We start from the raw sequence: 25,354 nt of genomic DNA, 5'->3' as shown, positions 1-25,354 counted from the left end.
TTGCCCGCAGCGGTTTCAAGCGCTTCTGTAAGTAGTTGTCGCTTTGAAGAAATATCGACTACCGGGCTGTCGTTAAAATGCCACTCACTCGCTCGTGGTCTGCGGCCTTGGTCGAACCCTGCGCGGCTCGCGTTGTACCCATTCGCATATCGGGCAGTTGTTACTCCTGCCTTGTATTGCCCCGTACCGATGGAGTTACCTGATGAAGAAGCTCGCACTGCTTGGCGCCCTGGCGCTGTCCGTGTTTTCCCTGGTGTCGCAGGCCGATGAAAAACCTTTGAAAATCGGTATCGAAGCCGCCTACCCACCCTTTGCCTTCAAACAGCCCGACGGCAGCATCGCCGGTTTCGACTACGACATCGGCAACGCGCTGTGTGAAGAGATGAAAGCCAAGTGCACCTGGGTCGAGCAAGAGTTCGACGGCCTGATCCCAGCACTGAAAGTGCGCAAGATCGACGCCATCCTGTCGTCCATGTCGATCACTGATGACCGCAAGAAGTCGGTCGACTTCACCAAGCGCTACTACCTGACCCCGGCGCGCCTGGTCATGAAGGAAGGCACCTCGGTCAGCGACAGCCTGGGTGAACTGCAGGGCAAGAAGATTGGTGTGCAGCGCGGCTCGATCCATGACCGCTTCGCCAAGGAAGTCCTGGGCGCCAAAGGTGCCACCGTGGTCCCTTATGGCACCCAGAACGAAATCTACCTGGATGTGGCAGCCGGCCGCCTCGATGGCACCGTGGCTGACGCTACCCTGCTGGAAGACGGCTTCCTGAAGACTGACGCCGGCAAGGGCTTCGCGTTCGTAGGCCCGGCATTCACCGACGCCAAGTACTTCGGTGACGGCATCGGCATCGCCGTGCGCAAGGGTGACAAGGCCAACGTCGACCGCATCAACGCGGCCATCGACGCGATCCGCGCCAACGGCAAGTACAAACAAATCGAAGCCAAGTACTTCAATTTCGACATCTACGGTCCAGACTCGAAGTAAGACGTCGAGTTTCACCTGTGCAATGGTGCAAACAGCAGAGGCTCTGAGGTTTGCACCATTTTTCATTCTTTAGGTCGAGGACCTCATCATGTTGAAAGGCTACGGGGCAGTCATCCTCGACGGGGCGTGGCTGACGCTGCAGCTCGCCCTGTCGTCGATGGCCCTGGCCATCGTGCTCGGCCTGATTGGCGTGGCGCTGCGCTTGTCGCCGGTGCGCTGGCTGGCCTGGTTGGGCGATATGTATGCCACGGTCATCCGTGGTATTCCGGACTTGGTACTGATCCTGCTGATCTTCTACGGCGGGCAGGACATCATCAACCGAGTGGCGCCGCTGCTCGGCTACGAAGACTACATTGACCTGAATCCGCTGATTGCGGGTATCGGGACCTTGGGCTTCATTTTTGGCGCCTACCTGTCGGAAACCTTCCGCGGCGCCTTCCTCGGTATCCCCAAGGGCCAGGCCGAAGCCGGCGTGGCCTATGGCATGAGCAATCGCCAGGTGTTCTTCCGCATCCAGGTGCCGCAGATGATCCGCCTGGCCATCCCGGGGTTCACCAACAATTGGCTGGTGCTGACCAAGGCCACCGCACTGATCTCGGTGGTCGGCCTGCAGGACATGATGTTCAAGGCCAAGCAGGCGGCGGACGCCACCCGCGAACCCTTTACCTTCTTCCTGGCAGTGGCGGCCATGTACCTGGTGCTGACCAGTGTTTCGCTGCTGGCCTTGAAGTATCTTGAAAAACGCTACTCGGTGGGCGTCAAGGTGGTTGAACTATGATCTTCGACTACAACGTGGTGTGGGAGGCCATGCCGCTGTACCTCGGCGGGTTGCTGACCACGCTCAAGCTGCTGGCGTTGTCGCTGTTGTTTGGCCTGCTCGCGGCGATCCCGCTGGGCCTGATGCGGGTGTCCAAGCAGCCGCTGGTGAACCTCAGCGCCTGGCTGTACACCTATGTGATCCGCGGCACGCCGATGCTGGTGCAGCTGTTCCTGATCTACTACGGCCTGGCTCAGTTCGAAGCGGTGCGCGAGAGCATCTTCTGGCCGATGCTGTCCAGCGCGACCTTCTGTGCGTGCCTGGCCTTTGCCGTCAACACCAGTGCCTACACCGCAGAAATCATCGCCGGCAGCCTCAAGGCCACGCCCCATGGCGAGATCGAGGCGGCCAAGGCCATGGGCATGTCGCGCTTCAAGATGTACCGCCGCATCCTGCTGCCTTCGGCTCTGCGCCGGGCATTGCCGCAGTACAGCAACGAAGTGATCATGATGCTGCAGACCACCAGCCTTGCGTCGATCGTCACCCTGATCGACATCACGGGCGCAGCGCGCACGGTCAATGCCCAGTACTACCTGCCTTTCGAGGCCTACATCACGGCGGGCGTGTTCTACCTGTGCCTGACCTTTATTTTGGTGCGCCTGTTCAAGATGGCCGAACGCCGCTGGCTCGGCTACCTGGCGCCGCGCAAGCACTGACCGCTCTGTGAGAATCGACAGCATGTACAAACTCGAAGTCCAAGACCTGCACAAGCGCTACGGCAGCCATGAAGTGCTCAAGGGCGTGTCCCTGGCGGCCAAGGCAGGCGATGTGATCAGCATCATCGGCTCCAGCGGTTCGGGCAAGTCCACCTTCCTGCGCTGCATCAACCTGCTGGAGCAGCCCCATGCCGGCAAGATCCTGCTCAACAACGAAGAGCTGAAACTGGTCGCCGGCAAGGATGGCGCGCTCAAGGCGGCCGACCCGCGCCAGCTGCAGCGCATGCGCTCGCGCCTGTCGATGGTGTTCCAGCATTTCAACCTGTGGTCGCACATGACGGCGCTGGAAAACGTCATCGAGGCCCCTGTGCACGTGCTCGGCATGAACAAGAAAGAGGCCTTGGAAAAGGCTGAGTACTACCTGGCCAAGGTCGGTGTCGGCCACCGCAAGGACGCCTTCCCAGGGCATATGTCCGGTGGCGAGCAGCAGCGTGTGGCCATTGCCCGTGCCCTGGCTGTCGAGCCTGAGGTGATGCTGTTCGACGAGCCGACCTCGGCGCTCGACCCGGAGCTGGTGGGTGATGTGCTCAAGGTCATGCAGGCGCTGGCCCAGGAAGGCCGGACCATGGTGGTGGTGACCCATGAGATGGGCTTTGCTCGCGAGGTGTCGAACCAGTTGGTGTTCCTGCACAAGGGCTTGGTGGAAGAGACCGGTTGCCCGCGCGAGGTGCTGGCCAACCCGCAATCGGAGCGGCTCAAGCAGTTCCTCTCCGGCAGCCTCAAGTAAACAAGGCTGCATCTTTGCACCAGAATAGGGCATGCTGCGCAGCGAGCGCAGCCTGACCCTGTGCCACAGACTCGAACGACCCCAGGTTTCGGACCGCACCCTATGACCACCCAGCGAATCGGTTTTCTCATCTGGCCCAGCACCAAGCCCTTGACCCTGGCGCTGGCCGAGGAAGTGTTGCAGGTGGCCCAGCGGGTGCATCCGGATGTGGTCTACGAATTGTCGTTTCTGCAGGCAGAGCCTGCAGTGGAGGGCGCTTGGCGCCTGCCGGGCGAGCCGTGGAATGGCCGCTTGGAGGGGTGCCAGAAGCTCTTGTTGCTGGCCGATGAGCCGCCGCAGGCGGTGGGCTCGGTGCTGTCTACCGCACTCAAGCAACTGGCGCGCAGTGGCTGCGTGATGGGTGGCTTGTCTGCCGGCGTGTATCCACTGGCCCAACTTGGCCTGCTCGACGGTTACCGCGCGGCGGTGCACTGGCGCTGGCAGGACGATTTTGCTGAGCGTTACCCCAAGGTCATTGCCACCAGCCACCTGTTCGACTGGGACCGTGACCGCCTGACTGCCTGTGGCGGCATGGCGGTGACCGACCTGTTGCTCGCTGTGTTGGCGCGTGATCATGGCGCGGAACTGGCGGGGGCGGTGTCTGAAGAGCTGGTGGTCGAGCGCATCCGTGAGGGGGGCGAGCGTCAGCGTATTCCGTTGCAGAACCGCCTGGGCTCCAGCCACCCCAAGCTGACCCAGGCTGTGCTGCTGATGGAAGCCAACATCGAAGAGCCGCTGACCACCGACGAGATCGCCCAGCACGTGTGCGTGTCGCGTCGGCAGCTGGAGCGCATCTTCAAGCAGTACCTGAACCGGGTGCCCAGCCAGTATTACCTCGAGTTGCGGCTGAACAAGGCGCGGCAGATGCTGATGCAGACCAGCAAGTCGATCATCCAGATCGGCTTGTCGTGCGGGTTTTCTTCTGGGCCGCATTTTTCCAGTGCGTACCGTAACTTCTTCGGCGCGACGCCGCGCGAAGACCGCAACCAGCGGCGTAACAGCAGCCCATTCGAGTTGAGCTCGGCACCTGCCGAAAAGGGCTGATTTTTCCTTCGTCTGTACCGGACTCTTCGCGGGCAAGCCCGCTCCCACTGGGTTGTCACAGCTACGGATACTGTGGGAGCGGGCTTGCCTGCGAAAGGGCTGGCCCAGGCAACCTCCGATCTTGCTGTGAACACCCGTTCACCCAGCCACCCACTCCCGTTACACTGCGCGATTGCGACAGTGTTTGTCGCATTGCCGAAAACCTGGCCAAAACTGGGTTTTGCGCTGTAACAAGTTGTCGCTTGGCCGCAAGGACAGGCGCTGATCAGTCCTTACAATCCCCCCATCGCTCGCCAATTCCAGGCCAGCGTTCCTCTTCAGGAGACTCAGATGTCCGTTGAGCAAGCCCCGGTGCAACGTGCCGATTTTGACCAGGTCATGGTTCCCAACTATTCGCCGGCGGCCTTCATTCCTGTGCGAGGCGAGGGCTCCCGCGTGTGGGACCAGTCGGGTCGCGAGCTGATCGACTTCGCTGGCGGTATTGCCGTCAACGCCCTGGGTCACTGCCACCCGGCACTGGTCAAGGCGCTGACCGAGCAAGCCAACACGCTCTGGCACGTGTCCAACGTCTTCACCAACGAGCCGGCCCTGCGCCTGGCCCACAAACTGGTAGACGCCACCTTTGCCGACCGTGCCTTCTTCTGTAACTCCGGTGCTGAAGCCAACGAGGCCGCCTTCAAGCTGGCCCGTCGGGTTGCCCATGACCGCTTCGGCCCTGAAAAGCACGAAATCATCGCCACTGTGAACAGCTTCCACGGGCGTACCCTGTTCACCGTCAGCGTCGGTGGCCAGCCGAAGTACTCCGACGGCTTCGGGCCGAAGATCACCGGCATCAGCCATGTCCCGTACAACGACCTGGACGCGCTCAAGGCACAGATTTCCGACAAGACCTGCGCCGTGGTGATCGAGCCGATCCAGGGCGAGAGCGGCGTAGTCCCGGCCGACCAGGCGTACCTGGAAGGCGCGCGCAAGCTGTGCGATGAGCACAATGCCCTGCTGATCTTCGACGAAGTGCAGACTGGCGTTGGCCGTACCGGTTCGTTGTACGCCTACCAGCACTACGGTGTTACGCCCGACATCCTGACCAGCGCCAAGAGCCTGGGCGGCGGCTTCCCCATCGGCGCCATGCTGACCACCACCGAACTGGCCAAGCACCTGGCCGTCGGTACCCACGGCACCACCTATGGCGGTAACCCGCTGGGCTGCGCCGTTGCCTGCGCCGTGCTAGACGTGATCAACACCCCAGAAACCCTGGCCGGCATCAAGGCCAAGCACACGCGTTTCAAAACCCGTCTGGAGCAGATCGGCCAGCAATACGGCCTGTTCACCCAGGTGCGTGGCGTCGGCCTGCTGATCGGTTGCGTGTTAACCGAAGCCTGGCAGGGCAAGGCCAAGGACGTGCTCAATGCCGCCGAAAAAGAAGGTGTGATGGTGCTGCAGGCCGGCCCGGACGTGGTGCGTTTTGCGCCTAGCCTGGTGGTTGAAGACGCCGACATCGATGAAGGCCTGGTCCGCTTCGAGCGCGCTGTGGCCAAACTGACCCAAGGCTGATTCGCCTGCGGTCCTTTCGCCGGCCCTGAACGGGCCGGCGATACTTGAATTCCAGCGCGGGCGCGTACTTGCAGTGTCAATTGCGCGCCCGCCGTTTTTTCGCGCCGTCGTGAACGGCCCGCTTTACCAAAGGAGTGACACCATGCTGGTGATGCGCCCCGCGCAAATGGCTGACCTGAACGAAGTGCAGCGCATGGCTGCCGACAGCCCCATTGGTGTCACCTCGCTGCCGGACGATACAGCCCGTCTGGGCGACAAGATCGCCGCGTCCGAAACCTCCTTCGCCGCTGAGGTCAGCTTCAACGGCGAGGAAAGCTACTTCTTCGTGCTCGAAGACAGCGACACCGGCAAGCTTGCCGGCTGCTCGGCCATCGTCGCTTCGGCCGGCTACTCCGAGCCGTTTTACAGTTTTCGTAACGAGACCTTCGTGCACGCCTCGCGCGAGCTGAAGATCCACAACAAGATCCACGTCCTGTCGCTGTGCCATGACCTGACCGGCAACAGCCTGCTGACCAGCTTCTATGTACTGCCCGAATTGGTCGGCAGCGGCTGGGCCGAGCTCAACTCACGCGGCCGCCTGCTGTTCATGGCCTCGCACCCGGAGCGCTTCGCCGACTCGGTGGTGACCGAAATAGTGGGCTACAGCGATGATCAGGGCGAATCGCCGTTCTGGGATGCCATAGGCCGCAACTTCTTCGACCTCAACTACGCCGATGCCGAACGCCTGTGCGGGTTGAAGAGCCGCACGTTCCTGGCCGAACTGATGCCGCACTACCCGATCTATGTGCCGCTGCTGCCCGATGAGGCGCAGGAGGCCATGGGCCAGGTCCACCCACGGGCGCAGATCACCTTCGACATCCTGATGCGTGAAGGCTTCGAGACCGAGCACTACATCGACATCTTCGACGGTGGGCCGACATTGCACGCGCGGGCTTCGGGCATTCGTTCGATTGCCCAGAGCCGTGTGGTACCGGTCAAGCTGGAGGATGCTCCGGTCAAGGGCGGGCGCCCGTACCTGGTGTGCAACGGCCAGTTGCAGGACTACCGCGCGGTGTTGCTGGAGCTTGACTGGGTGCCAGGCAAGCCGGTCAGCCTGGGGCGCGGCGCGGCCGACGCCCTGGGTGTCGGTGACGGTGCAAGTGTGCGTCTGGTTGCCGTCTAAGGCGCGAGCCTGCGCAGATAGCTCGAAACAGCAAGCTCGAAACGAAGCGTTTCGCGGTGGCAAGGGTCGCCGCTCAAGGAGATAGCATGATCGTTCGTCCCGTACGCAGCAGCGATTTACCCGCGCTGATCGAACTGGCTCGCAGCACCGGTACCACCGGGCTGACCACGCTGCCGGCCAACGAAGAACGCCTCGGGCATCGCGTGGGTTGGGCCGAGAAGAGTTTCCGTGGCGAAGCCGAGCGTGGCGATACCGACTACCTGTTTGTGCTGGAGAATGACGAAGGCCTGGTGGTGGGCATCAGCGCCATCGCCGGCGCCGTCGGCCTGCGCGAGCCCTGGTACAACTACCGGGTCGGCCTCACCGTCAGCGCTTCGCAAGAGCTGAACATCTACCGTGAAATCCCCACCCTGTTCCTGGCCAACGACCTGACCGGCAACTCCGAACTGTGCTCGCTGTTCCTGCGCAGCGACCACCGTTCTGGCCTCAATGGCCGCTTGCTGTCGCGCGCGCGCATGCTGTTCATCGCCGAGTTCCCGGAGCTGTTCGGCAAAAAGATCATCGCCGAGATGCGCGGCATGTCCGACGAACAGGGGCGCTCACCGTTCTGGGAAAGCCTGGGCCGGCACTTTTTCAAGATGGAATTCAGCCAGGCCGACTACCTGACTGGGGTGGGTAACAAGTCGTTCATCGCCGAACTGATGCCAAAGTTCCCGCTGTACACCTGCTTCCTGTCCGAGGCGGCGCGCAATGTGATTGGGCGTGTGCACACCGACACCGAGCCTGCGCTGGCCATGCTCAAGCAGGAAGGGTTCAACTACCAGGGCTATGTCGACATCTTCGACGCCGGCCCCGCCATCGAGTGCGATACCGCGAAGATTCGGGCTGTGCGCGAAAGCCAGACCCTGGTGCTGGCCGTTGGTACTCCGGGCGATGACGCGACCCCTTATATCATCCACAACCGCAAACGCGACGACTGCCGCATCACGGCCGCGCCCGCACGCCTGGCGGCAGGCACCCTGGTGGTCGACCCGCTGACCGCCAAGCGCCTGCGCATGGGGGCTGGCGACAACGTGCGTGCGGTGCCGCTGTCGGCAAGCCGGGAGGCCCAGTAAATGACCACGCATTACATCGCCGGCAACTGGCAGGCTGGCCAGGGAGAACCCCTGCAATCGCTCAACCCGGTGACCCAGGCCGTTGTCTGGGAAGGGCAGGGCGCCGACGCCAGCCAGGTTGATGCCGCCGTGCAGGCCGCTCGCCAGACCTTTCCGGCCTGGGCACAGTTGAGCCTGGACGCGCGCATCGACGTGCTGGAAAAGTTCGCCGAACAGTTGAAAAAGCATGCCGACGCGCTGGCGCATTGCATCGGCGAAGAAACCGGCAAGCCGCTGTGGGAATCGGCGACCGAAGTCACCAGCATGATCAACAAGGTGGCGATTTCGGTACAAAGCTACCGTGAGCGAACCGGTGAGAAAAGCGGCCCGCTGGCCGATGCCACCGCAGTGCTGCGGCACAAGCCCCATGGTGTGGTGGCGGTGTTCGGGCCCTACAACTTCCCAGGCCACTTGCCCAATGGCCATATCGTGCCGGCGCTGTTGGCGGGCAACTGCGTGGTCTTCAAGCCCAGCGAGCTGACGCCCAAGGTTGCCGAGTTGACCGTCAATTGCTGGATCGCCGCTGGCCTGCCTGCAGGCGTGCTCAACCTGGTCCAGGGCGCTCGCGAAACCGGCGTGGCGCTGGCGGCCAACCCAGGTATCGACGGGCTGTTCTTCACAGGCTCCAGCCGCACCGGCAACCTGTTGCACCAACAGTTCGCCGGGCGCCCGGACAAGATCCTCGCGTTAGAGATGGGCGGTAACAACCCGCTGCTGGTGGACGAGGTCAAGGACCTGGACGCTGCGGTCTACACCATCATTCAGTCGGCATTCATTTCCGCCGGCCAGCGCTGCACCTGCGCCCGTCGTCTGCTGGTGCCGCAAGGGGCCTGGGGCGATACGCTGATCGCGCGGCTGGTCGAGGTGTGCAAAAGCATCACCGTGGGCGCCTTCGACCAGCAGCCGGCGCCGTTCATGGGCTCGGTGATTTCGCTGCAGGCGGCACAGGCGCTGATCGCAGCCCAGGCCGACCTGGTGGGCAAGGGCGCGGTGAAATTGCTCGAAATGACCCAGCCGCAGGCCGACGCCGCGCTGCTCACGCCTGGCATCCTCGATGTCAGCGCCGTTGCCGGGCGCCCGGATGAAGAGTTCTTCGGCCCGTTGCTACAGGTGATTCGCTACGCCGACTTCGATGCCGCCATCGATGAGGCCAACAACACCCAGTACGGCCTGGCCGCCGGGTTGCTGTCCGACTCCCGCGCCCGCTACCAGTACTTCTGGCTGCGCAGCCGTGCGGGCATCGTCAACTGGAACAAGCAACTGACCGGCGCCGCCAGCAGCGCGCCGTTCGGGGGGGGTGGCAACAGCGGCAACCACCGCGCCAGTGCCTATTACGCAGCCGATTACTGCGCTTACCCCGTGGCTTCGCTGGAGACCGCCAGCCTCGCCTTGCCGGCAACCCTGACGCCGGGCGTCACCCTATAACAAACGGTCTCGGAGCCTAGCCGATGAAATCCTACGAAGTGAATTTTGATGGCCTGGTGGGGCCTACCCACAACTATGGCGGCTTGTCCTACGGCAATGTGGCTTCGCAGAGCAACAGCCAGCAGTCGTCCAACCCGCGTGAAGCCGCGCGCCAGGGCCTGGCAAAGATGAAGGCCTTGGCCGACATGGGCTTCAAGCAAGGCGTGCTGGCCCCGCAAGAGCGCCCGGACGTGGCCGCGCTGCGTCGCCTGGGTTTTTCGGGTAGCGATGCCGAGGTGATCCAGCGCGCAGCCAAGGAGGCCATGCCGTTGCTGGTTGCCAGTTGCTCGGCGTCGAGCATGTGGGTGGCCAACGCGGCCACGGTCAGCCCCAGTGCCGACACTGCCGATGGTCGTGTGCATTTCACTGCCGCCAACCTCAACTGCAAGTACCACCGCAGCATCGAGCACCCGACCACCAGCCGCGTGCTGGGGGCGATGTTCGCCGATGCCCGGCATTTCGCGCACCACGAGGCGTTGCCAGCGGTGGCGCAGTTCGGCGATGAGGGCGCAGCCAACCACACGCGCTTCTGCCGCAACTACGGCGAGGCGGGCGTCGAATTCTTCGTCTACGGTCGCAGTGCCTTCGACAGCCGTTACCCAGCGCCGCAAAAGTACCCGGCTCGGCAAACCCTGGAGGCATCCCAGGCCGTGGCACGGCTGCATGGCCTGAGCGACGACGGCGTGGTCTACGCTCAACAGAACCCGGCGGTGATCGACCAGGGCGTGTTCCACAATGACGTGATTTCAGTGGGCAACGGCGAGGTGCTGTTCTACCACGAAGACGCCTTCCTCGACACCGATGCGGTGCTTGCTCAGCTGCGAGCTAAACTGGCCAACAAGGGTGGCAACTTCCAGGCCATTTGTGTGCCGCGTGCGGCGGTGGCGGTGGAGGACGCAGTGCGTTCCTACCTGTTCAACAGCCAGCTGCTTAGCCGCGACGACGGCTCCATGCTGCTGGTAGTGCCGGAAGAGTGCCGCAGCAACGAACGGGTCTGGGCTTACCTTGGCCAGTTGACCCAGCAGGGCGGCCCGGTCAGGGAGGTCAAGGTATTCGACCTCAAGCAAAGCATGCAGAACGGCGGAGGCCCCGCTTGCCTGCGCCTGCGCGTGGCTTTGAAGGAATCGGAACTGGCGGCGGTCAATCCAGGCGTTATCATGACCGCGCCGCTGTACGACACGCTGCTGCAGTGGGTCGACAAGCATTACCGCGATCGCCTTGGCGAAGCGGAACTTGCCGATCCGCACTTGCTGGTCGAATGCCGTACGGCACTGGATGAGTTGACCCAGATTCTGAAATTGGGTTCGGTCTATCCGTTCCAACGCCAACCTTGAAGAGAGACTAAGTAATGACCGATGCCCTGCGCCTGATCCTCGAAGACGAAGACGGCACCCAGCTGGAAACCTCCTGCACCCGCTTTGCCGTGGTCTGGCAAGGCAAGGAAGTGTGGATTCAGCAGGACGGCCGTGGCCAGTTGCTGATTGGCGTGGACGTCGAGGAGGACGATACCGAGTACGCCAACCTGCTGCTGCGCCCGATGGCTACCAACCTGGTCAGCCTGCAGCTGGAGATGGAACCGGCTGAAGTCGCTGAAGGCGACGATCACGTCCATGGCCCTGATTGCGGCCACCACCACTAAGGAAGTGCCTATGCTCGCCCTCGGAAAACTGCTTGAGCTGACCTTGACCGATCACGAACCGGCCGAGAAGACCCAAGTTACACCCAAGGGCGTGCGTTTGCGCTGGCTGGGGGAGGGCGCACTTGAAGTGCGCCCGGCCGAGAGTGAAGATTGCGGGCTCGATCTGCTGTTGTCGGCCGGCATTCATGGCAACGAAACGGCGCCGATCGAGTTGCTCGAGCGTCTGCTGCACGGTGTGGCCAACGGCAAGATCAAACCGCGTGCGCGGGTGCTGTTCCTGTTCGGCAACCCCGTGGCCATCCGCAAGGGCGAGCGCTTCATCGAGCAGGACATCAACCGTCTGTTCAATGGTCGTCACGAGCTTTCCAGTGGTTTCGAGGCGTTGCGTGCGGCCGAGCTTGAGCAGTTTGCCCGGGTGTTCTTCAGCAAAGCGGGCCGTAATCGCCTGCATTACGACCTGCATACCGCCATCCGTGGCTCCAAGATCGAGCAGTTCGCCCTGTACCCCTACAAAGAGGGGCGCAAGCATTCCCGTCGGGAGCTGGCACGCCTGGCGGCGGCGGGCATGGAGGCAGTGCTGCTGCAGAGCAAGTCGTCCATTACCTTCAGCGCCTTCACCTATGAGCAGCTCGACGCCGAGGCGTTCACCCTGGAGCTTGGCAAGGCGCGACCGTTCGGGCAAAACGAGCAGGTCAACCTCGACAGGCTGGAAGAGCGGCTGATCCAGATCATCGAAGGCACCGAGCCCGAAACGCAAGACTCGCTCGATGGCTTGAAGCTGTTCAGCGTTGCCCGCGAGATCATCAAGCACAGTGACAGCTTCCACCTGCACTTGCCGGCGGATATCGAAAACTTCTCCGAGCTGAGCAAGGGTTACCTGCTGGCTGAAGACCTGGCCGAAATGCGCTGGGTGGTCGAGGAGGAGGGCGCGCGTATCATCTTCCCCAACCCCAAGGTCAAGAACGGGCTGCGGGCCGGGATTCTGGTGGTGCCGGACTCGGGCCAGCGCCTGGGTTGAGATCGGCGCTGCCTGCTTCGCGGGTATAACGTCGCCTTTGAAGCAGGCAGCGCCATTTCTGGATCCCATCACACGATGAAAACCTTTTAATTCACCGCCTATTCCATTTTCCCTTCCCTTCGGCCGTAATGGGCTTGCCAGTGGCGAAAGGCTGCAATTAGCATCCGATCATGTCATTTTCGTTTGCAACCGCCTGAAAACCGTCGAATCGACGTTTTACATCGCATAAACACACTGCACCGAGTTTGCAGGACCGATATAATGCGGCCCTTTGCCGTCGTTTCGTCGACGCGTTTGCCCACCAGGGCCGCCGTTTCCGTGGAAGAACCTATGAAAAGCGCAGAAATCCGTGAAGCCTTCCTTCGCTTCTTCGAAGAGCAGGGACACACCCGAGTCGCCTCCAGCTCCCTGATTCCGGGCAATGACCCGACCCTGCTGTTTACCAACGCCGGCATGAACCAGTTCAAGGACTGCTTCCTCGGCCAGGAAAAGCGCGCCTACACCCGCGCCGTCAGCAGCCAGAAATGCGTGCGCGCCGGTGGCAAGCACAACGACCTGGAAAACGTCGGCTACACCGCGCGCCACCATACGTTCTTCGAAATGTTGGGCAACTTCAGCTTCGGCGATTACTTCAAGCGCGACGCGATCACCTACGCCTGGACCTTCCTGACCTCGGACAAGTGGCTGAACCTGCCCAAGGAAAAGCTCTGGGTCACCGTCTACGCCACCGATGACGAGGCGTACGACATCTGGACCAAGGAAATCGGCGTGCCGGCCGAGCGCATGGTGCGCATCGGTGACAACAAAGGCGCCCCGTACGCCTCCGACAACTTCTGGACCATGGGCGATACCGGCCCGTGCGGCCCCTGCACCGAGATTTTCTACGACCACGGCGCCGACATCTGGGGCGGCCCACCCGGTTCCCCGGAAGAAGACGGCGACCGCTACATCGAGATCTGGAACAACGTCTTCATGCAGTTCAACCGCACCGCCGATGGCGTCCTGCACCCGCTGCCAGCCCCTTCGGTAGACACCGGCATGGGCCTGGAGCGTGTCAGCGCGGTCCTGCAGCATGTTCACTCGAACTACGAGATCGACCTGTTCCAGAACCTGCTCAGCGCCGCGGCCAAGGCCATTGGTTGCAGCAATGACAACCAGGCGTCGCTCAAAGTGGTTGCCGACCATATCCGTTCTTGCGGCTTCCTGATTGCCGACGGCGTGCTGCCGTCCAACGAAGGCCGTGGCTATGTGCTGCGCCGCATCATTCGCCGTGCTTGCCGCCACGGCAACAAGCTGGGTGCCAAGGGCAGCTTCTTCTACCAGATCGTTGCCGCACTGGTGGCCGAAATGGGTGAAGCCTTCCCAGAGCTCAAGAGCCAGCAGGCGCATATCGAGCGCGTGCTCAAAGCTGAAGAAGAGCAATTCGCCAAGACCTTGGAGCAAGGCCTGCGCATCCTCGAACAGGACCTGGCGCAGCTGCAGGGTGACGTGGTCCCAGGTGACGTGGTGTTCAAGCTGTACGACACCTATGGCTTCCCCATGGACCTGACCGCCGACATCGCCCGTGAGCGCGAGCTGACCATCGACGAAGCCGGTTTCGAACGTGAAATGGACGCCCAACGTGAGCGCGCTCGCTCTGCCAGCGCCTTCGGCATGGACTACAACAGCCTGGTCAAGGTCGATACCGCCACGGACTTCCTGGGTTACACCACCACCGAAGGCCAGGCCAAGGTCATTGCCCTGTACAAGGACGGCCAGGCCGTCGAGCAGCTGGGTGAGGGCGAGCAGGGCGTGGTGATCCTCGATCGCACGCCGTTCTACGCCGAGTCCGGCGGCCAGGTGGGTGACAGCGGCTACCTGCAGGCTGGCGCCGTGCGCTTCGACGTGCGCGACACCACCAAGACCGGCGGCGCTTTCCTGCACCACGGTGTAGTGGCCAGCGGCGCGCTGAGCGTCGGTGCCGAGGTCGAAGCCAAGGTCGATGCTGATGTGCAGCACGCCACCTCGCTGAACCACTCGGCCACCCACCTGCTGCATGAAGCCCTGCGCCAGGTGCTGGGCGATCACGTTCAACAGAAAGGCTCGCTGGTCGACAGCCAGCGCCTGCGTTTCGACTTCAGCCACTTCGAGGCCGTCAAGCCAGAGCAGATCAAGGCGCTGGAAGACATCGTCAACCGTGAAGTGCGCCGCAACACCGAGGTGCTGACCGAGGTGACCGACATCGAGACCGCCAAGCGCAAAGGCGCCATGGCCCTGTTCGGCGAGAAGTACGGCGATACCGTGCGCGTGCTGAGCATGGGTGGCGATTTCTCGGTAGAGCTGTGCGGGGGTATCCATGCCAAGCGCACCGGCGACATCAGCCTGTTCAAGATCATCAGCGAAGGCGGCGTGGCCTCTGGCGTACGCCGTATCGAAGCAGTTACCGGCGCGGCTGCGCTGGCCTACCTGAACGCTGCCGAAGAGCAGGTCAAGGAAGCCGCGCAACTGGTCAAGGGTAATCGTGACAACCTGATCGACAAGCTGTCGGCTGTGCTTGAGCGCAACCGTCAGCTGGAGAAGCAGCTGGAACAGCTGCAGGCCAAGGCCGCTAGCGCCGCCGGGGATGATCTCTCCACTGCGGCCGTTGAGGTCAAGGGTGCCAAGGTGCTTGCCGCTCGCCTGGATGGGCAGGATGGCAAGGCCTTGCTGGCCCTGGTCGATCAGCTGAAGAACAAGCTCGGCCACGCAGTGATCCTGCTGGGCAGCGAGCATGAGGGCAAGGTCGTGCTGGTGGCCGGCGTGACCAAGGACCTCTCCAGCCAACTCAAGGCTGGCGATCTGATGAAACAAGCCGCTGCGACAGTGGGTGGCAAGGGCGGTGGCCGTCCGGACATGGCCCAGGGTGGCGGCGTCGATGTCGCTGCGCTGGACCAGGCCTTGGCGCTGGCCGTGCCGTTCGCAGAGCAGGGACTTTGAGATGAAGGGGGTGGCGGTCTAGTCGTCGTCCCCTTCATGTTGGATTGTTTTTTGGGGCCCTGTATGGGCTGAGGCACCATTGAAATGGCGTTGATCGTACAGAAATTTGGCGGCACCTCTGTCGGTTCCATCGAGCGGATCGAGCAGGTAGCCGAAAAGGTCAAGAAACACCGTGAGGCAGGCGATGACCTGGTGGTCGTGCTGTCGGCCATGAGCGGTGAAACCAATCGCCTGATCGAGCTGGCCAGGCAGATCACCGATCAGCCGGTTCCGCGTGAGCTGGACGTGATCGTCTCGACCGGGGAGCAGGTCACCATTGCCCTGCTGACCATGGCCTTGATCAAGCGTGGTGTGCCAGCGGTGTCTTACACCGGTAACCAAGTGCGCATTCTGACTGACAGCTCGCACAACAAAGCCCGCATCCTGCAGATCGACGACCAGAAGATTCGCGCCGACCTCAAGGAAGGGCGTGTGGTCGTAGTCGCAGGTTTCCAGGGTGTCGATGAGCACGGCAGCATCACCACCCTTGGCCGTGGTGGTTCCGACACCACCGGCGTGGCCCTGGCGGCGGCGCTCAAGGCCGACGAGTGCCAGATCTACACCGACGTCGATGGCGTCTACACCACTGACCCGCGCGTCGTGCCACAGGCGCAGCGCCTGGAGAAGATCACCTTCGAAGAGATGCTGGAAATGGCCAGCCTCGGCTCCAAGGTGCTGCAGATCCGTTCTGTGGAGTTCGCCGGCAAGTACAACGTCCCGCTGCGCGTGCTGCACAGCTTCAAGGAGGGTCCAGGTACCCTCATTACCATTGATGAAGAGGAATCCATGGAACAGCCGATCATTTCCGGTATCGCCTTCAACCGTGATGAAGCCAAGCTGACCATTCGCGGCGTGCCGGACACCCCGGGCGTGGCCTTCAAGATCCTCGGCCCGATCAGCGCTTCGAACATCGAGGTCGACATGATCGTGCAGAACGTGGCGCACGATAACACCACCGACTTCACCTTCACCGTACACCGCAACGAGTACGAGAAGGCACAAAGCGTGCTGGAAAACACCGCCCGCGAAATCGGTGCCCGTGAAGTGATCGGCGACACCAAGATCGCCAAGGTCTCGATCGTTGGCGTTGGCATGCGCTCCCACGCGGGCGTTGCCAGCCGTATGTTCGAAGCCCTGGCCAAGGAGAGCATCAACATCCAGATGATCTCCACCTCCGAAATCAAGGTTTCGGTCGTGATCGAAGAGAAGTACCTGGAGCTGGCCGTACGCGCGTTGCACACCGCGTTCGAGCTGGATGCTCCTGTTGCCCGACAGGGCGAGTAAGGCGCTGCCTGGAAGGGCGCGGCTTGCCGCGCCCTTCGCGTTTCTGCTCGCCACGCACGCGCTGCTGCGGGGTGGGCAACCAGGGCTGGGTCGTCGTCCGCGACCAGGCCCCGATACCAAAGACTGTTATCCCTGAATGTATTGCGTAAGGAGAAAGCTATGTTGATTCTGACTCGTCGGTGCGCCGAGAGCCTGATCATTGGAGACGGCGAGATCACCGTGACGGTGCTCGGCGTCAAAGGCAACCAGGTGCGTATTGGCGTCAGCGCCCCGAAAGAAGTGGCTGTGCACCGCGAGGAAATCTACCTGCGGATCAAGAAAGAGAAGGACGAGGAGCCAAGCCTTTAATTCTTTTGAAGTTTTTTTCAAAAAAAGGGTTGCAAAGGTGAAAGAGGTTCTTTAATATTCGCCTCGTGTTGCGGTGAGGTGGCCGAGTGGCCGAAGGCGCTCCCCTGCTAAGGGAGTATACCTCATAAGGGTATCGGGGGTTCGAATCCCCCCTTCACCGCCATTATTCGCTTAGGGCGCTGTAAACTGTAAGAACGCTAAGTCGTTGAAATTAAACGAAAAAAGTTCTTGCAAAAATGTTTCAGCGATCTATAATGCGCGGCAAGACACGGACTCATAGCTCAGCTGGATAGAGTACTCGGCTACGAACCGAGCGGTCGCAGGTTCGAATCCTGCTGAGTCCGCCACTTTTAAAGTGGCTTTGCTTACAAAGCTACTTTAAAGAACCAGTGGTAATCTGGTCTAAAACTACCAACCACGGACTCATAGCTCAGCTGGATAGAGTACTCGGCTACGAACCGAGCGGTCGCAGGTTCGAATCCTGCTGAGTCCGCCACTTTTTGAAGTGGCTCTGCTTGCAAAGACGCTTCAACAGCCAGTGGTAATCTGGCCTAAAACTACCAACCACGGACTCATAGCTCAGCTGGATAGAGTACTCGGCTACGAACCGAGCGGTCGCAGGTTCGAATCCTGCTGAGTCCGCCATACATCAAGAAGCCCGCTCAATTGAGCGGGCTTTTTGTTTTCCCTCGCTCACTGATTTATCAGTGACGCCCGCTAGACTTCACATCAACTGGCCCGACATTCTTTTGCGCGGCACATGTGTTTTTTCTTTCGCCCCCGCCGTCGCACAGATAGCTTCGAGCGTTGTCCTAGCTTTAGTTCGCAAACGATTGTTCTGGCCAAAAATTTAAACGATCTGGCCGCTTAGGCAGTGTATGATTGCGCCCGTCAGCCCCGCCGGGGCTTGTGGAATACCACCATGGACTTACCCAGTAGTTACTCCTTAACACGTTTCATACAGAAAGATCTGACCGATTGATTCCCCCGGCGTGCTCCGCTGCTGGGAGTGGAGTTCGCCTATGACTGAAGTAGAAGTAAAGAAAGCGCAAGAGAGCCTGCAGGATCGCCTGGCCCAGGTGGTCGAACTGCTGCAGCGCCAGCGCGTGGTCGAAGACCTCACCCACCGCCAGGAGGGTGCTCACCACGACCTGGTCGAGAACCTCGTCCACCGCCAGAACCTTGTCGAGCTGCAGCGCAAGCTCGATGACCTGCACCCCGCCGACGTCGCCTACATCCTCGAAGCATTGCCCCTGGAAGACCGCCTGACGGTCTGGCAGCTGGTGCGCTCGGATCGCGACGGCGACATCCTGCTTGAAGTATCCGATTCGGTTCGCCAATCGCTGATCGCCGACATGGACGATCACGAACTGCTCGCCGCTGCCAAGGAAATGGACGCCGACGAACTGGCCGACCTGGCGCTAGAGCTGCCGCGCGACGTCGTTCACGAGTTGATGGAAACCCTCGATGCCCAGCAACGCGAGCGTGTACGTTCGGCGCTGAGCTACGACGAGGAGCAGGTCGGTGCGTTGATGGACTTCGAGATGGTGACCATCCGCGAAGACGTCAGCCTCGAAGTCGTACTGCGTTACCTGCGTCGCCTGAAAGAACTGCCGAACCATACCGACAAACTGTTCGTGGTCGACTATGACGGCATCCTCAAGGGCGTATTGCCCATCAAGCGTCTGTTGGTCAACGACCCGGAGAAGAAGGTAGCGGAGGTCATGGCGACCGACCCGGTGTCCTTCCACCCCGAGGAAGATGCCTACGACGCCGCTCAAGCCTTCGAACGTTACGACCTGGTCTCCGCCCCGGTGGTGGACAAGAGCGATCGCCTGATCGGTCGTTTGACCATCGACGAAATGGTCGACCTCATCCGTGAGGAGAGCGAGAGCGAAGTGCTGAACATGGCTGGTCTGCGCGAAGAAGAAGACATCTTCGCCTCGGTCTGGCGTTCGCTGCGCAACCGCTGGGCGTGGCTGGCCATCAACCTGATCACGGCGTTCCTGGCTTCGCGGGTGATCGGCCTGTTCGAGGGCTCGATCGAGAAGCTGGTGGCGTTGGCTGCGTTGATGCCCATTGTGGCAGGTATTGGCGGTAACTCCGGCAACCAGACCATCACCATGATCGTGCGCGCCATGGCGCTGGACCAGGTGTCGCCGGGCAACACAAGCCGGCTGATGCGCAAGGAGCTGGCCGTGTCGCTGCTAAACGGCCTGATCTGGGGTGGTGTGATTGGTGCGGTGGCGTTCTGGCTGTATGACAGCTGGTCGTTGGGCCTGGTGATGACCGCGGCGATGACCTTGAACCTGCTGTTGGCCGCGCTGATGGGGGTATTGATCCCGATGACCCTGACGCGTCTGGGGCGCGATCCGGCAATGGGGTCCAGTGTGATGATTACCGCCGTGACCGACAGCGGCGGGTTCTTCATCTTCCTGGGGCTGGCAACGCTGTTCCTGCTCTGAAAAATGTGGGCTGCAAAGCAGCCCCATTGGCCTTAACAACGAAAAAAGCCAGCTTACGCTGGCTTTTTTGTGCTCGCTTGCAACCTTCAGGAAGCGTCTGCGGCCATTTCCACATCGTGAGCGATGAGGGCGACCAAGGCGTTCTGCTGGCGGTGGGAGAGTTGGCGGAAGCGTTGTAGCAGCTCGCGCTCATGCAGGGACAGTTCAGGGCTGTCCAGGCGCATGCTCAGCTCTTCACCCAACGCGCCTTCCTGGATAAGGCTCTGTTCCAGGCGCGCGATGATTTCGGAGTTCATGCTGCGGTGATGGTTGCGCGCTACCTCGGCAATGCGCTCACGCATCCCGTCAGGCAGGCGGACGACGAACTTGTCAGCAGTGCGGCTCGAATAAATAGCCTGTTTCATTGGGCGCATATAAATTGACCGGATTTTCTGGTTCAGGGGACGCGGTTCTCAAATTGGCCGCACGGGATGGTAGTACGACCGTGGCGACGACAAAATGTTCAACCGTCATGGAAAATTGGATGCTCATCTTGTCTCATGGTCGCCGTTTCCTTGGCGTCAATTCTGTGACAAATAGTGAGCTTGATAAAGGCTTTCTGCCAGTACCAATTATCAGAAATGAGCACTGGTTTGAAAAGTTTTACATGCTCCCATTTGTCCCGCCGTCAGTCTTCTGCCGTCAAAAACTGGTAAAACGCAGCAAAAGGCCAAGAAAACTCCTAGAATGCGCGGGTTTCCTTCCATAGAGCATAGTGGCTATGCAACATGACGCAAGCGCTCGGCGATCAGCGACAGGCCGACTGATATTTCTGATAGGACCCTCGGGTTCCGGCAAAGATTCCCTGATCGATGCTGCGCGCGAGCAACTGGTTGCGGCCGGGGTGGAAATTGCCCGTCGCGTGATCACCCGCTCGGCCGAAGCCAAGGGCGAGGCAGCCCATGGCGTTACTGCCGAGCAGTTCGAAGCGATGCGCGCGCAAGGTGCGTTCGCCATGCACTGGCGGGCCAATGGCCTGGATTACGGGATCCCGCAGCAGGTTGATCAATGGCTGGCGGCGGGCAGGCCAGTGCTGGTGAATGGTTCCCGGGCCTACCTGGGCGAAGCACGGCAGCGCTACCCGGATCTTCTGGCAGTGCTTATCGACGTAAAGCCCCACGTACTGCGCGAGCGCCTGCTGGCCAGAGGCAGAGAGACCCCGGAAGAGATCGAACAGCGCCTGGCGCGTAACGCCAGGCTGCAGGCCTTTGATGACCCCGCCGTGCACGTGCTGGACAATTCCAGCACGCTTGACGCAGCGGTGATCGGCTTGTTCAAGCTGCTGCATGATGAAGGCGTGATCCCAAGCGCAGCGCAGCCAAACGCGGGCCCTCAGAAAAGGATTACGTGAAAAAGGCCTGTTGCAGCATGACAAACGCCAGCATGCTGGTTAACATGCTGGCCGTCCAACCGTGCAGTGTTCACTGCCGGTTCTTGCGTCTCAGTAGCTCAATTGGATAGAGCATCCCCCTCCTAAGGGGAAGGTTGCAGGTTCAATTCCTGCCTGGGACGCCATTTCTTCAAGCGTGTTCCACGCTTTCGCTACCCAGCGACGCCGTTACCCATTCAGCCCGGTCTGCCAGCCCTTGCGCTCGGCGTATGATCGTCTCGGGCGCATCATCGCTTGTAATCGTCAGCCGAAAGCACCCGATGGGTGATCAGCACGATGGTCAGCCCCAGGCGTTTATTGATGTCGCGCAACAGGTCAAGGACCGACTGGGTGCTTTGCGGGTCGAGGGCCGAGGTCGCTTCACCGCACAGCAGGATTTCGGGTTGCAGCACCAACGCCCGGGCGATCCCGACACGTTGTTTCTGCCCGCCCGAAACGACTCATTTTTGGTATCCCATGGCGCCTTGGCCACAAAGGTTAGAAACCCGGTGCGATCTGGCCTTTGTAACGGGTCAGGATGAAGTTGCGCACCTCAGGGGAATTCAACGCTTTCGCCAGTTTCTGGATGCTTGGGTCCTGCAGGTTGTCCGGGCGCGCCACAAGGTATTCGACGTAGAGGTCTTTGCCTTTTTCGACGATGAGGGCGCTGTTGGTATCGATCCCGGCCTCCAGTGCGTAGTTGGCGAAAACGAACGCGAGGTCGACCTGGTTTACTGAGCGGGCCAGCATGGCCCCTTCCAATTCGCGGATCTTCAGGTGGCGAGGGTTCGCGGTGATGTCGCGTTGGGTTGATTGTGGGTTGCTCGCATCCTTCAACGTGACCAGCCCGGCCTCGGCCAGCAACACCAGGGCCCGCCCGGTGTTCACCGGGTCATTGGGGATGGCCACGCTGGCGCCGTCAGGCAGGTCGGCCAGGTGCTTGTACTTGGCGGAGTACGCCCCGAACGGCTCGATGTGCACGCCCACCACCGGCACCAGGTCGGTGTGCCGCGCCTTGTTGAAGTCGTTGAGAAACGGCCGGTACTGGTAGTAGTTGGCATCCAGGTTCTTTTGCGCCAACTGCAGGTTGGGCTGGATGAAATCGTTGAACACCTTGATGTCGAGTTCGACACCTTGTTTGGCCAGCTCCGGTTTGACGAACTCAAGGATTTCAGCATGAGGCACCGGGGTGGCGCCGACGACCAGATGTTCTGCTGCGTGAGCACCGAGAGCGCTGAAGGTAACGCAGACGGCCAGGGTGGAAAGGATTTTTTTCATGGCAGGTACCTGAAGCGTGTAGAGGGGAGGGTTCAACGTCGAGTGAAGTGCCTGACCAGGCGGTCGCCGCTCATCTGCAGCGCTTGCACCAGTAGAATCAGGAGAATGACCGTCACGACCATGACATCGGTCTGAAAGCGCTGGTAACCGAAGCGGATGGCCAGGTCGCCCAGGCCGCCGCCGCCGATTACCCCAGCCATGGCGGTGTAGTCGACCAGTACGATCGCGGTCACCGTGATTGCCGCAATGAGGCCCGTGCGAGCTTCGGGTAGCAGCGTGTACCAGATGATTTGCCGGATGCTGCCGCCCATGGCCTGGCTGGCTTCCACCAGCCCCCGGTCCACTTCCCGCAGCGCGGTTTCCACCAGGCGCGCAAAAAAGGGTGTGCACCCGACCACCAGTGGTGGGATCGTGCCCCTGACGCCCAGTGAAGTGCCGGTTACCAGGGTGGTGATCGGGATCAGAACGATCAGCAGGATGATGAACGGCAGCGAACGCAGCACGTTCACCACCACGGACAACCCACGGTACAAGGGGCCGTGGGCCAGCAGCTGGCGTTGCCCGGTCAGGTACAGCAGCACCCCCAGTGGCAAGCCGAGTAGTACGGTGAGCCCCAGGGCCGCACCGAGCATGCTGAGCGTTTCGACACCGGCCTGGGCGATCTCCATCCAATCGACATTGGCGAGCAGTTCGTTCATGGGCGCGCCCTCAGTTCCAGTCGTGCCGGGTGGGTTTGATGCCGTTCAACGCCCAATTGCCCACCAGGTGATACTTCCACCGCACCGGGTCGTGAAGGGTATGCACACGCGCGTTGCGCCAGTGGCGATCGTGGTTGTAGCGGGTCAGCGACGAGCGCGTGCCACCGAGTTCGAACAGGCGGTTACTGGCCTCGATGGCCACTTCGGTGGTCAGCACCTTGGCCTTGGCAACGGCGATAGAGGCTGCGGCAACATTGTTTTCGTCCGGCGCCGGTTTGGCCGCATCCAGCACCCAGCCGGCGCGTTCGAGCAAGGCTTCGGCCGCCTCCTGGCGGATTTCCAGGGCGCCGACCTGAATGATCGTCAAAGGGTCTTCGCTGGCCTTCTCGACCTTGGCATCGACCCATGGCCGGGCGTGCTCGCGGACGAAGGCAATGGTGTCGTCCAGGGCCGCCCGGGCGATGCCTGCGTCGATGGCGGCCGTGGTGAGTTGGGCGAAGGGGCCTGCCAGCGTCGGGTTGTCGTAGGAGCGGTAGGTGGGGAAGAGGTTGAACGCCGGTACCCGCAAGCCGTCCAGCAGCACGGTGCCGCTTGAAGTGGTGCGCTGGCCCATGCTGCTCCAGTCATCGATCACCACCAGGCCCGGGGTGCCACGCGGTACGAATGCAAGCTGGGCGCGGCCCTGTTCATCCAGCGCCAGCACGCCTATCCAGTGGGCGTACAACGACCCTGTGCAGTAGCCTTTTTTGCCGTCGATGCGGTAGCCGTCACCCTCGGCGACCAGGCGTGTACGGATGTCCTGGACGGTCTTGCCGCCGGTTTCCGACAGCGCATTGGCAAAGCGATGCCCTTGCAGGGCTAGATTGAAGAAGTAGTGCTTCTGCTGCTCGGTGCCTTGCAGGCGGATGTCTTCGAGCAGGCAATAGTGGTTTTGCGGGATCTGCCCCAGCGACGGGTCCGCCGCCGAAACAATGGCAATGACCTGCGCCAGCGTGGCAAAGGACACTTCGGCACCACCATGCACGCGTGGCACGGTAATGCCCCAGAGCCCACTGTTGGAGAATGCATCGACGATGTCGGCGGGTACTTCGCGGGTTCGATCACGTTGCGCAGCCTCTTCGCGAAGCAGGGCTGCTATCTGGTGGGCGACTGAAAGCGCTTCGGCATCGTCGCGGATGACATGGGCCGCTGGGTCGCGGATTTCGTAAAAGGCAGAGATGAATTCGGTAGACATGGACTGCTCGTGTGAGGTCGGTTGTCTATCGATAGCATCTGTCATGCCAAAGATTAATTTCAGTTAAATCAATGTGTTGAGAGGGTGTTACGGCAGTGCTCCTGTTTGCCTGCGCGGCTAATTGTTGATCCCCTGTCTGTGTCCCAACAGTGCCTGCAAAGTCAACGAGCCTAAAGCCCCCAGTGCTTCAATGCCCACAGCACGCCCATACCCACGCCCAGCGTCAGCAGCGTGCTACGTGTACGCCAGGCAACCAGGCCCGCCAGTATCGCTGCGGGAATCTGCGGGTTCATCCAGTCGAAGTCGGCGTGTCGGTCAGGGAACACCACGGCGGGCAGCACCAGCGCGGCCAGTACGCTGGCCGGCACATAGGCCAGCGCGCGACGAAACAGCGGCGGGATGCGCAGCACGGTGTAGAACTCGATGAAAGACAACCGGACAGCGAAGGTGCCCAGGCCGATCAACAGGAAGGTTATCCACTGGCTTATTTCGCTCATCATGCATCCTGCTCGACTTTTTCATCCGCCACGGGCTGTACGGTTTTTGTTTTCTGCAGGCCCTCAAGGGTCAAGCCGGTGATGATCCCGCCCAGTGCGCCCGCCAACAGGCCCAGGTTATAGGGCAGGTCGATCGCCAGCACCGCGAGCACCCCGCCGACCAGCGCTGCGCCGAGCGTCGCCCGGTTGCGAATGCTGGGGACCAGCAGCGCCAGGAACGACAAGGGGATGGCAAAGCCCAGCGACCAGTCTTCGGGAATCCCTGCACCGAGGTACATGCCCGCCAGCACCGAAAGGTTCCAGCCGAACCACATGGTGATCGCCGTGCCGGCGTAGTAGTGAAAGGCGAAACGCCCGAGCTCGCCCGAAGACATTTTCAACGAACACAAGGCAAAGGACTGGTCCGAAAGCAGATAGGCCATCGGCCATTTGTGGCGTCGTGGCAGGTGGCCAAGGTGCGGGGCGAGGCTTGCGCTGTACATCAGGAAGCGAAGGTTGATCACCAGCGCGGTGACCACCATGGTCACCGGGAGGGCGCCGTTTTGCATCAACTGCATCACCACCATCTGCGCCGAGCCGGAGTAGAACAGCAACGTCATGCCGAGGGCATCGGCTGGCGACAGGCCCATGCCAATGGCCGTAACCCCGGTGATCAAGCCGAACGGCACGACGCCGGAGGTCAATGGCAGAACGCTGTGTGCGCCTTGCCTGAACGCTTGGCTCGCACTGGGGTACGGCATGATAATTCCTTGACGATAGTCGGGAGGGGCGATGGGCTATGCCAAGGTAATGCGCGTGAGCGTTGGCCACAACGACAGATTTCTGAAAT

23 protein-coding genes, 5 tRNA genes and 1 pseudogene are annotated in these 25,354 nt (G+C 61.4%); 22 read left to right on the top strand and 7 right to left on the bottom strand.

Annotated features, from left to right (window positions below; translation table 11 throughout):
* The first annotated feature begins 202 nt into the window (after positions 1-202).
* The 20 genes from ACSSU5_RS03585 (at position 203) to mgtE (ending at position 19,410) form a co-directional block, all read left to right on the top strand.
* On the top strand, positions 203-988 hold the full coding sequence (locus ACSSU5_RS03585; RefSeq protein ID WP_264312129.1) for an ABC transporter substrate-binding protein: 786 nt from the start codon (positions 203-205) through the stop codon (positions 986-988).
* Positions 989-1,076: 88 nt separating this feature from the next.
* Positions 1,077-1,766, top strand: a complete 690-nt coding sequence (locus tag ACSSU5_RS03580) for an ABC transporter permease (protein ID WP_264312130.1) — start codon at positions 1,077-1,079, stop codon at positions 1,764-1,766.
* Positions 1,763-2,461 (top strand): ABC transporter permease, encoded by a 699-nt coding sequence (locus tag ACSSU5_RS03575; RefSeq protein WP_264312131.1) that lies wholly within the window; start codon positions 1,763-1,765, stop codon positions 2,459-2,461. Before ACSSU5_RS03580 ends, ACSSU5_RS03575 begins: the two co-directional genes overlap by 4 nt.
* A gap of 22 nt (positions 2,462-2,483) precedes the next feature.
* Positions 2,484-3,248 carry an ABC transporter ATP-binding protein gene (locus ACSSU5_RS03570; RefSeq protein WP_264312132.1) on the top strand — a complete coding sequence of 255 codons (765 nt, stop codon included), beginning with the start codon at positions 2,484-2,486 and terminating at the stop codon, positions 3,246-3,248.
* Positions 3,249-3,350: 102 nt separating this feature from the next.
* Positions 3,351-4,331 (top strand): transcriptional regulator ArgR, encoded by a 981-nt coding sequence (argR, locus tag ACSSU5_RS03565; RefSeq protein ID WP_264312133.1) that lies wholly within the window; start codon positions 3,351-3,353, stop codon positions 4,329-4,331.
* A gap of 330 nt (positions 4,332-4,661) precedes the next feature.
* Positions 4,662-5,882, top strand: a complete 1,221-nt coding sequence (locus ACSSU5_RS03560; RefSeq protein ID WP_264312134.1) for an aspartate aminotransferase family protein — start codon at positions 4,662-4,664, stop codon at positions 5,880-5,882.
* A gap of 142 nt (positions 5,883-6,024) precedes the next feature.
* Positions 6,025-7,044 carry an arginine/ornithine succinyltransferase subunit alpha gene (gene aruF / locus ACSSU5_RS03555; protein ID WP_264312135.1) on the top strand — a complete coding sequence of 340 codons (1,020 nt, stop codon included), beginning with the start codon at positions 6,025-6,027 and terminating at the stop codon, positions 7,042-7,044.
* Positions 7,045-7,130: 86 nt separating this feature from the next.
* Positions 7,131-8,159 (top strand): arginine N-succinyltransferase, encoded by a 1,029-nt coding sequence (astA, locus tag ACSSU5_RS03550; protein WP_264312136.1) that lies wholly within the window; start codon positions 7,131-7,133, stop codon positions 8,157-8,159.
* Positions 8,160-9,623, top strand: a complete 1,464-nt coding sequence (gene astD, locus ACSSU5_RS03545; RefSeq protein ID WP_492560617.1) for a succinylglutamate-semialdehyde dehydrogenase — start codon at positions 8,160-8,162, stop codon at positions 9,621-9,623.
* A gap of 23 nt (positions 9,624-9,646) precedes the next feature.
* The gene (gene astB, locus ACSSU5_RS03540; RefSeq protein ID WP_492560616.1) at positions 9,647-10,996 is read left to right on the top strand and encodes an N-succinylarginine dihydrolase; all 1,350 of its coding nucleotides are present in this window, start codon (positions 9,647-9,649) and stop codon (positions 10,994-10,996) included.
* A 14-nt stretch (positions 10,997-11,010) separates the two neighbouring features.
* Positions 11,011-11,301 carry a topoisomerase II gene (locus ACSSU5_RS03535; RefSeq protein ID WP_264312139.1) on the top strand — a complete coding sequence of 97 codons (291 nt, stop codon included), beginning with the start codon at positions 11,011-11,013 and terminating at the stop codon, positions 11,299-11,301.
* A gap of 10 nt (positions 11,302-11,311) precedes the next feature.
* Entirely contained in the window at positions 11,312-12,319 is a 1,008-nt protein-coding gene (astE, locus tag ACSSU5_RS03530; protein WP_492560615.1) for a succinylglutamate desuccinylase, read from the top strand.
* A 330-nt stretch (positions 12,320-12,649) separates the two neighbouring features.
* Positions 12,650-15,274: an alanine--tRNA ligase gene (gene alaS, locus ACSSU5_RS03525; RefSeq protein WP_492560614.1), complete on the top strand. Its 2,625-nt coding sequence runs from the start codon at positions 12,650-12,652 to the stop codon at positions 15,272-15,274.
* Positions 15,275-15,358: 84 nt separating this feature from the next.
* On the top strand, positions 15,359-16,597 hold the full coding sequence (locus ACSSU5_RS03520; protein WP_264312142.1) for an aspartate kinase: 1,239 nt from the start codon (positions 15,359-15,361) through the stop codon (positions 16,595-16,597).
* 159 nt (positions 16,598-16,756) lie between these two features.
* Positions 16,757-16,945 carry a carbon storage regulator CsrA gene (gene csrA, locus ACSSU5_RS03515; protein ID WP_003254503.1) on the top strand — a complete coding sequence of 63 codons (189 nt, stop codon included), beginning with the start codon at positions 16,757-16,759 and terminating at the stop codon, positions 16,943-16,945.
* Between the two features lie 72 nt (positions 16,946-17,017).
* Positions 17,018-17,108, top strand: a tRNA-Ser gene (locus ACSSU5_RS03510).
* 107 nt (positions 17,109-17,215) lie between these two features.
* Positions 17,216-17,292, top strand: a tRNA-Arg gene (locus ACSSU5_RS03505).
* Positions 17,293-17,364: 72 nt separating this feature from the next.
* Positions 17,365-17,441 (top strand) — tRNA-Arg (locus tag ACSSU5_RS03500).
* 72 nt (positions 17,442-17,513) lie between these two features.
* Positions 17,514-17,590 (top strand) — tRNA-Arg (locus ACSSU5_RS03495).
* A 377-nt stretch (positions 17,591-17,967) separates the two neighbouring features.
* Complete coding sequence (mgtE, locus tag ACSSU5_RS03490) at positions 17,968-19,410, top strand: magnesium transporter (RefSeq protein WP_492560613.1); 1,443 nt, start codon at positions 17,968-17,970, stop codon at positions 19,408-19,410.
* Positions 19,411-19,496: 86 nt separating this feature from the next.
* Here the strand turns inward: mgtE and ACSSU5_RS03485 are convergent, their stop codons facing one another.
* The gene (locus ACSSU5_RS03485; protein WP_027915923.1) at positions 19,497-19,823 is read right to left on the bottom strand and encodes an Arc family DNA-binding protein; all 327 of its coding nucleotides are present in this window, start codon (positions 19,821-19,823) and stop codon (positions 19,497-19,499) included.
* A gap of 347 nt (positions 19,824-20,170) precedes the next feature.
* On the opposite strand from ACSSU5_RS03485, the gene phnN reads away from it, so the two are divergent.
* Together phnN and ACSSU5_RS03475 are read left to right on the top strand one after the other, a co-directional pair.
* Positions 20,171-20,800, top strand: coding sequence for a phosphonate metabolism protein/1,5-bisphosphokinase (PRPP-forming) PhnN (phnN, locus tag ACSSU5_RS03480; protein WP_264312144.1), 630 nt, complete (start codon positions 20,171-20,173; stop codon positions 20,798-20,800).
* An 87-nt stretch (positions 20,801-20,887) separates the two neighbouring features.
* Positions 20,888-20,964 (top strand) — tRNA-Arg (locus ACSSU5_RS03475).
* A 129-nt stretch (positions 20,965-21,093) separates the two neighbouring features.
* Here ACSSU5_RS03475 and ACSSU5_RS03470 read toward each other — a convergent pair.
* The 6 genes and pseudogenes from ACSSU5_RS03470 to ACSSU5_RS03445 all read right to left on the bottom strand — a co-directional run.
* A pseudogene (locus tag ACSSU5_RS03470) lies at positions 21,094-21,276 on the bottom strand (ATP-binding cassette domain-containing protein); the annotation flags it as partial.
* A gap of 40 nt (positions 21,277-21,316) precedes the next feature.
* Positions 21,317-22,096, bottom strand: coding sequence for a MetQ/NlpA family ABC transporter substrate-binding protein (locus ACSSU5_RS03465; protein WP_492560612.1), 780 nt, complete (start codon positions 22,094-22,096; stop codon positions 21,317-21,319).
* 32 nt (positions 22,097-22,128) lie between these two features.
* Complete coding sequence (locus tag ACSSU5_RS03460) at positions 22,129-22,794, bottom strand: methionine ABC transporter permease (RefSeq protein WP_264312146.1); 666 nt, start codon at positions 22,792-22,794, stop codon at positions 22,129-22,131.
* Between the two features lie 10 nt (positions 22,795-22,804).
* Positions 22,805-24,028: an SfnB family sulfur acquisition oxidoreductase gene (locus ACSSU5_RS03455; protein WP_492560611.1), complete on the bottom strand. Its 1,224-nt coding sequence runs from the start codon at positions 24,026-24,028 to the stop codon at positions 22,805-22,807.
* A 170-nt stretch (positions 24,029-24,198) separates the two neighbouring features.
* On the bottom strand, positions 24,199-24,525 hold the full coding sequence (locus ACSSU5_RS03450) for an AzlD domain-containing protein (RefSeq protein WP_492560610.1): 327 nt from the start codon (positions 24,523-24,525) through the stop codon (positions 24,199-24,201).
* The gene (locus ACSSU5_RS03445; protein WP_264312149.1) at positions 24,525-25,265 is read right to left on the bottom strand and encodes an AzlC family ABC transporter permease; all 741 of its coding nucleotides are present in this window, start codon (positions 25,263-25,265) and stop codon (positions 24,525-24,527) included. Before ACSSU5_RS03445 ends, ACSSU5_RS03450 begins: the two co-directional genes overlap by 1 nt.
* Positions 25,266-25,354: the final 89 nt, after the last annotated feature.

Source organism: Pseudomonas sp. E1MeOHC2 (assembly GCF_058745025.1).
The sequence above is the reverse complement of the archived record's forward strand: the minus strand, read 5'-3'. Positions and strand labels throughout refer to the sequence as shown.

Coding starts and splice junctions, on each gene's coding strand:
- ACSSU5_RS03585 (WP_264312129.1), top strand. CDS start 203: ATGAAGAAGCTCGCACTGCTTGGCGCCCTGGCGCTGTCCGTGTTTTCC.
- ACSSU5_RS03580 (WP_264312130.1), top strand. CDS start 1,077: ATGTTGAAAGGCTACGGGGCAGTCATCCTCGACGGGGCGTGGCTGACG.
- ACSSU5_RS03575 (WP_264312131.1), top strand. CDS start 1,763: ATGATCTTCGACTACAACGTGGTGTGGGAGGCCATGCCGCTGTACCTC.
- ACSSU5_RS03570 (WP_264312132.1), top strand. CDS start 2,484: ATGTACAAACTCGAAGTCCAAGACCTGCACAAGCGCTACGGCAGCCAT.
- argR (WP_264312133.1), top strand. CDS start 3,351: ATGACCACCCAGCGAATCGGTTTTCTCATCTGGCCCAGCACCAAGCCC.
- ACSSU5_RS03560 (WP_264312134.1), top strand. CDS start 4,662: ATGTCCGTTGAGCAAGCCCCGGTGCAACGTGCCGATTTTGACCAGGTC.
- aruF (WP_264312135.1), top strand. CDS start 6,025: ATGCTGGTGATGCGCCCCGCGCAAATGGCTGACCTGAACGAAGTGCAG.
- astA (WP_264312136.1), top strand. CDS start 7,131: ATGATCGTTCGTCCCGTACGCAGCAGCGATTTACCCGCGCTGATCGAA.
- astD (WP_492560617.1), top strand. CDS start 8,160: ATGACCACGCATTACATCGCCGGCAACTGGCAGGCTGGCCAGGGAGAA.
- astB (WP_492560616.1), top strand. CDS start 9,647: ATGAAATCCTACGAAGTGAATTTTGATGGCCTGGTGGGGCCTACCCAC.
- ACSSU5_RS03535 (WP_264312139.1), top strand. CDS start 11,011: ATGACCGATGCCCTGCGCCTGATCCTCGAAGACGAAGACGGCACCCAG.
- astE (WP_492560615.1), top strand. CDS start 11,312: ATGCTCGCCCTCGGAAAACTGCTTGAGCTGACCTTGACCGATCACGAA.
- alaS (WP_492560614.1), top strand. CDS start 12,650: ATGAAAAGCGCAGAAATCCGTGAAGCCTTCCTTCGCTTCTTCGAAGAG.
- ACSSU5_RS03520 (WP_264312142.1), top strand. CDS start 15,359: ATGGCGTTGATCGTACAGAAATTTGGCGGCACCTCTGTCGGTTCCATC.
- csrA (WP_003254503.1), top strand. CDS start 16,757: ATGTTGATTCTGACTCGTCGGTGCGCCGAGAGCCTGATCATTGGAGAC.
- mgtE (WP_492560613.1), top strand. CDS start 17,968: ATGACTGAAGTAGAAGTAAAGAAAGCGCAAGAGAGCCTGCAGGATCGC.
- ACSSU5_RS03485 (WP_027915923.1), bottom strand. CDS start 19,823: ATGCGCCCAATGAAACAGGCTATTTATTCGAGCCGCACTGCTGACAAG.
- phnN (WP_264312144.1), top strand. CDS start 20,171: ATGCAACATGACGCAAGCGCTCGGCGATCAGCGACAGGCCGACTGATA.
- ACSSU5_RS03465 (WP_492560612.1), bottom strand. CDS start 22,096: ATGAAAAAAATCCTTTCCACCCTGGCCGTCTGCGTTACCTTCAGCGCT.
- ACSSU5_RS03460 (WP_264312146.1), bottom strand. CDS start 22,794: ATGAACGAACTGCTCGCCAATGTCGATTGGATGGAGATCGCCCAGGCC.
- ACSSU5_RS03455 (WP_492560611.1), bottom strand. CDS start 24,028: ATGTCTACCGAATTCATCTCTGCCTTTTACGAAATCCGCGACCCAGCG.
- ACSSU5_RS03450 (WP_492560610.1), bottom strand. CDS start 24,525: ATGAGCGAAATAAGCCAGTGGATAACCTTCCTGTTGATCGGCCTGGGC.
- ACSSU5_RS03445 (WP_264312149.1), bottom strand. CDS start 25,265: ATGCCGTACCCCAGTGCGAGCCAAGCGTTCAGGCAAGGCGCACACAGC.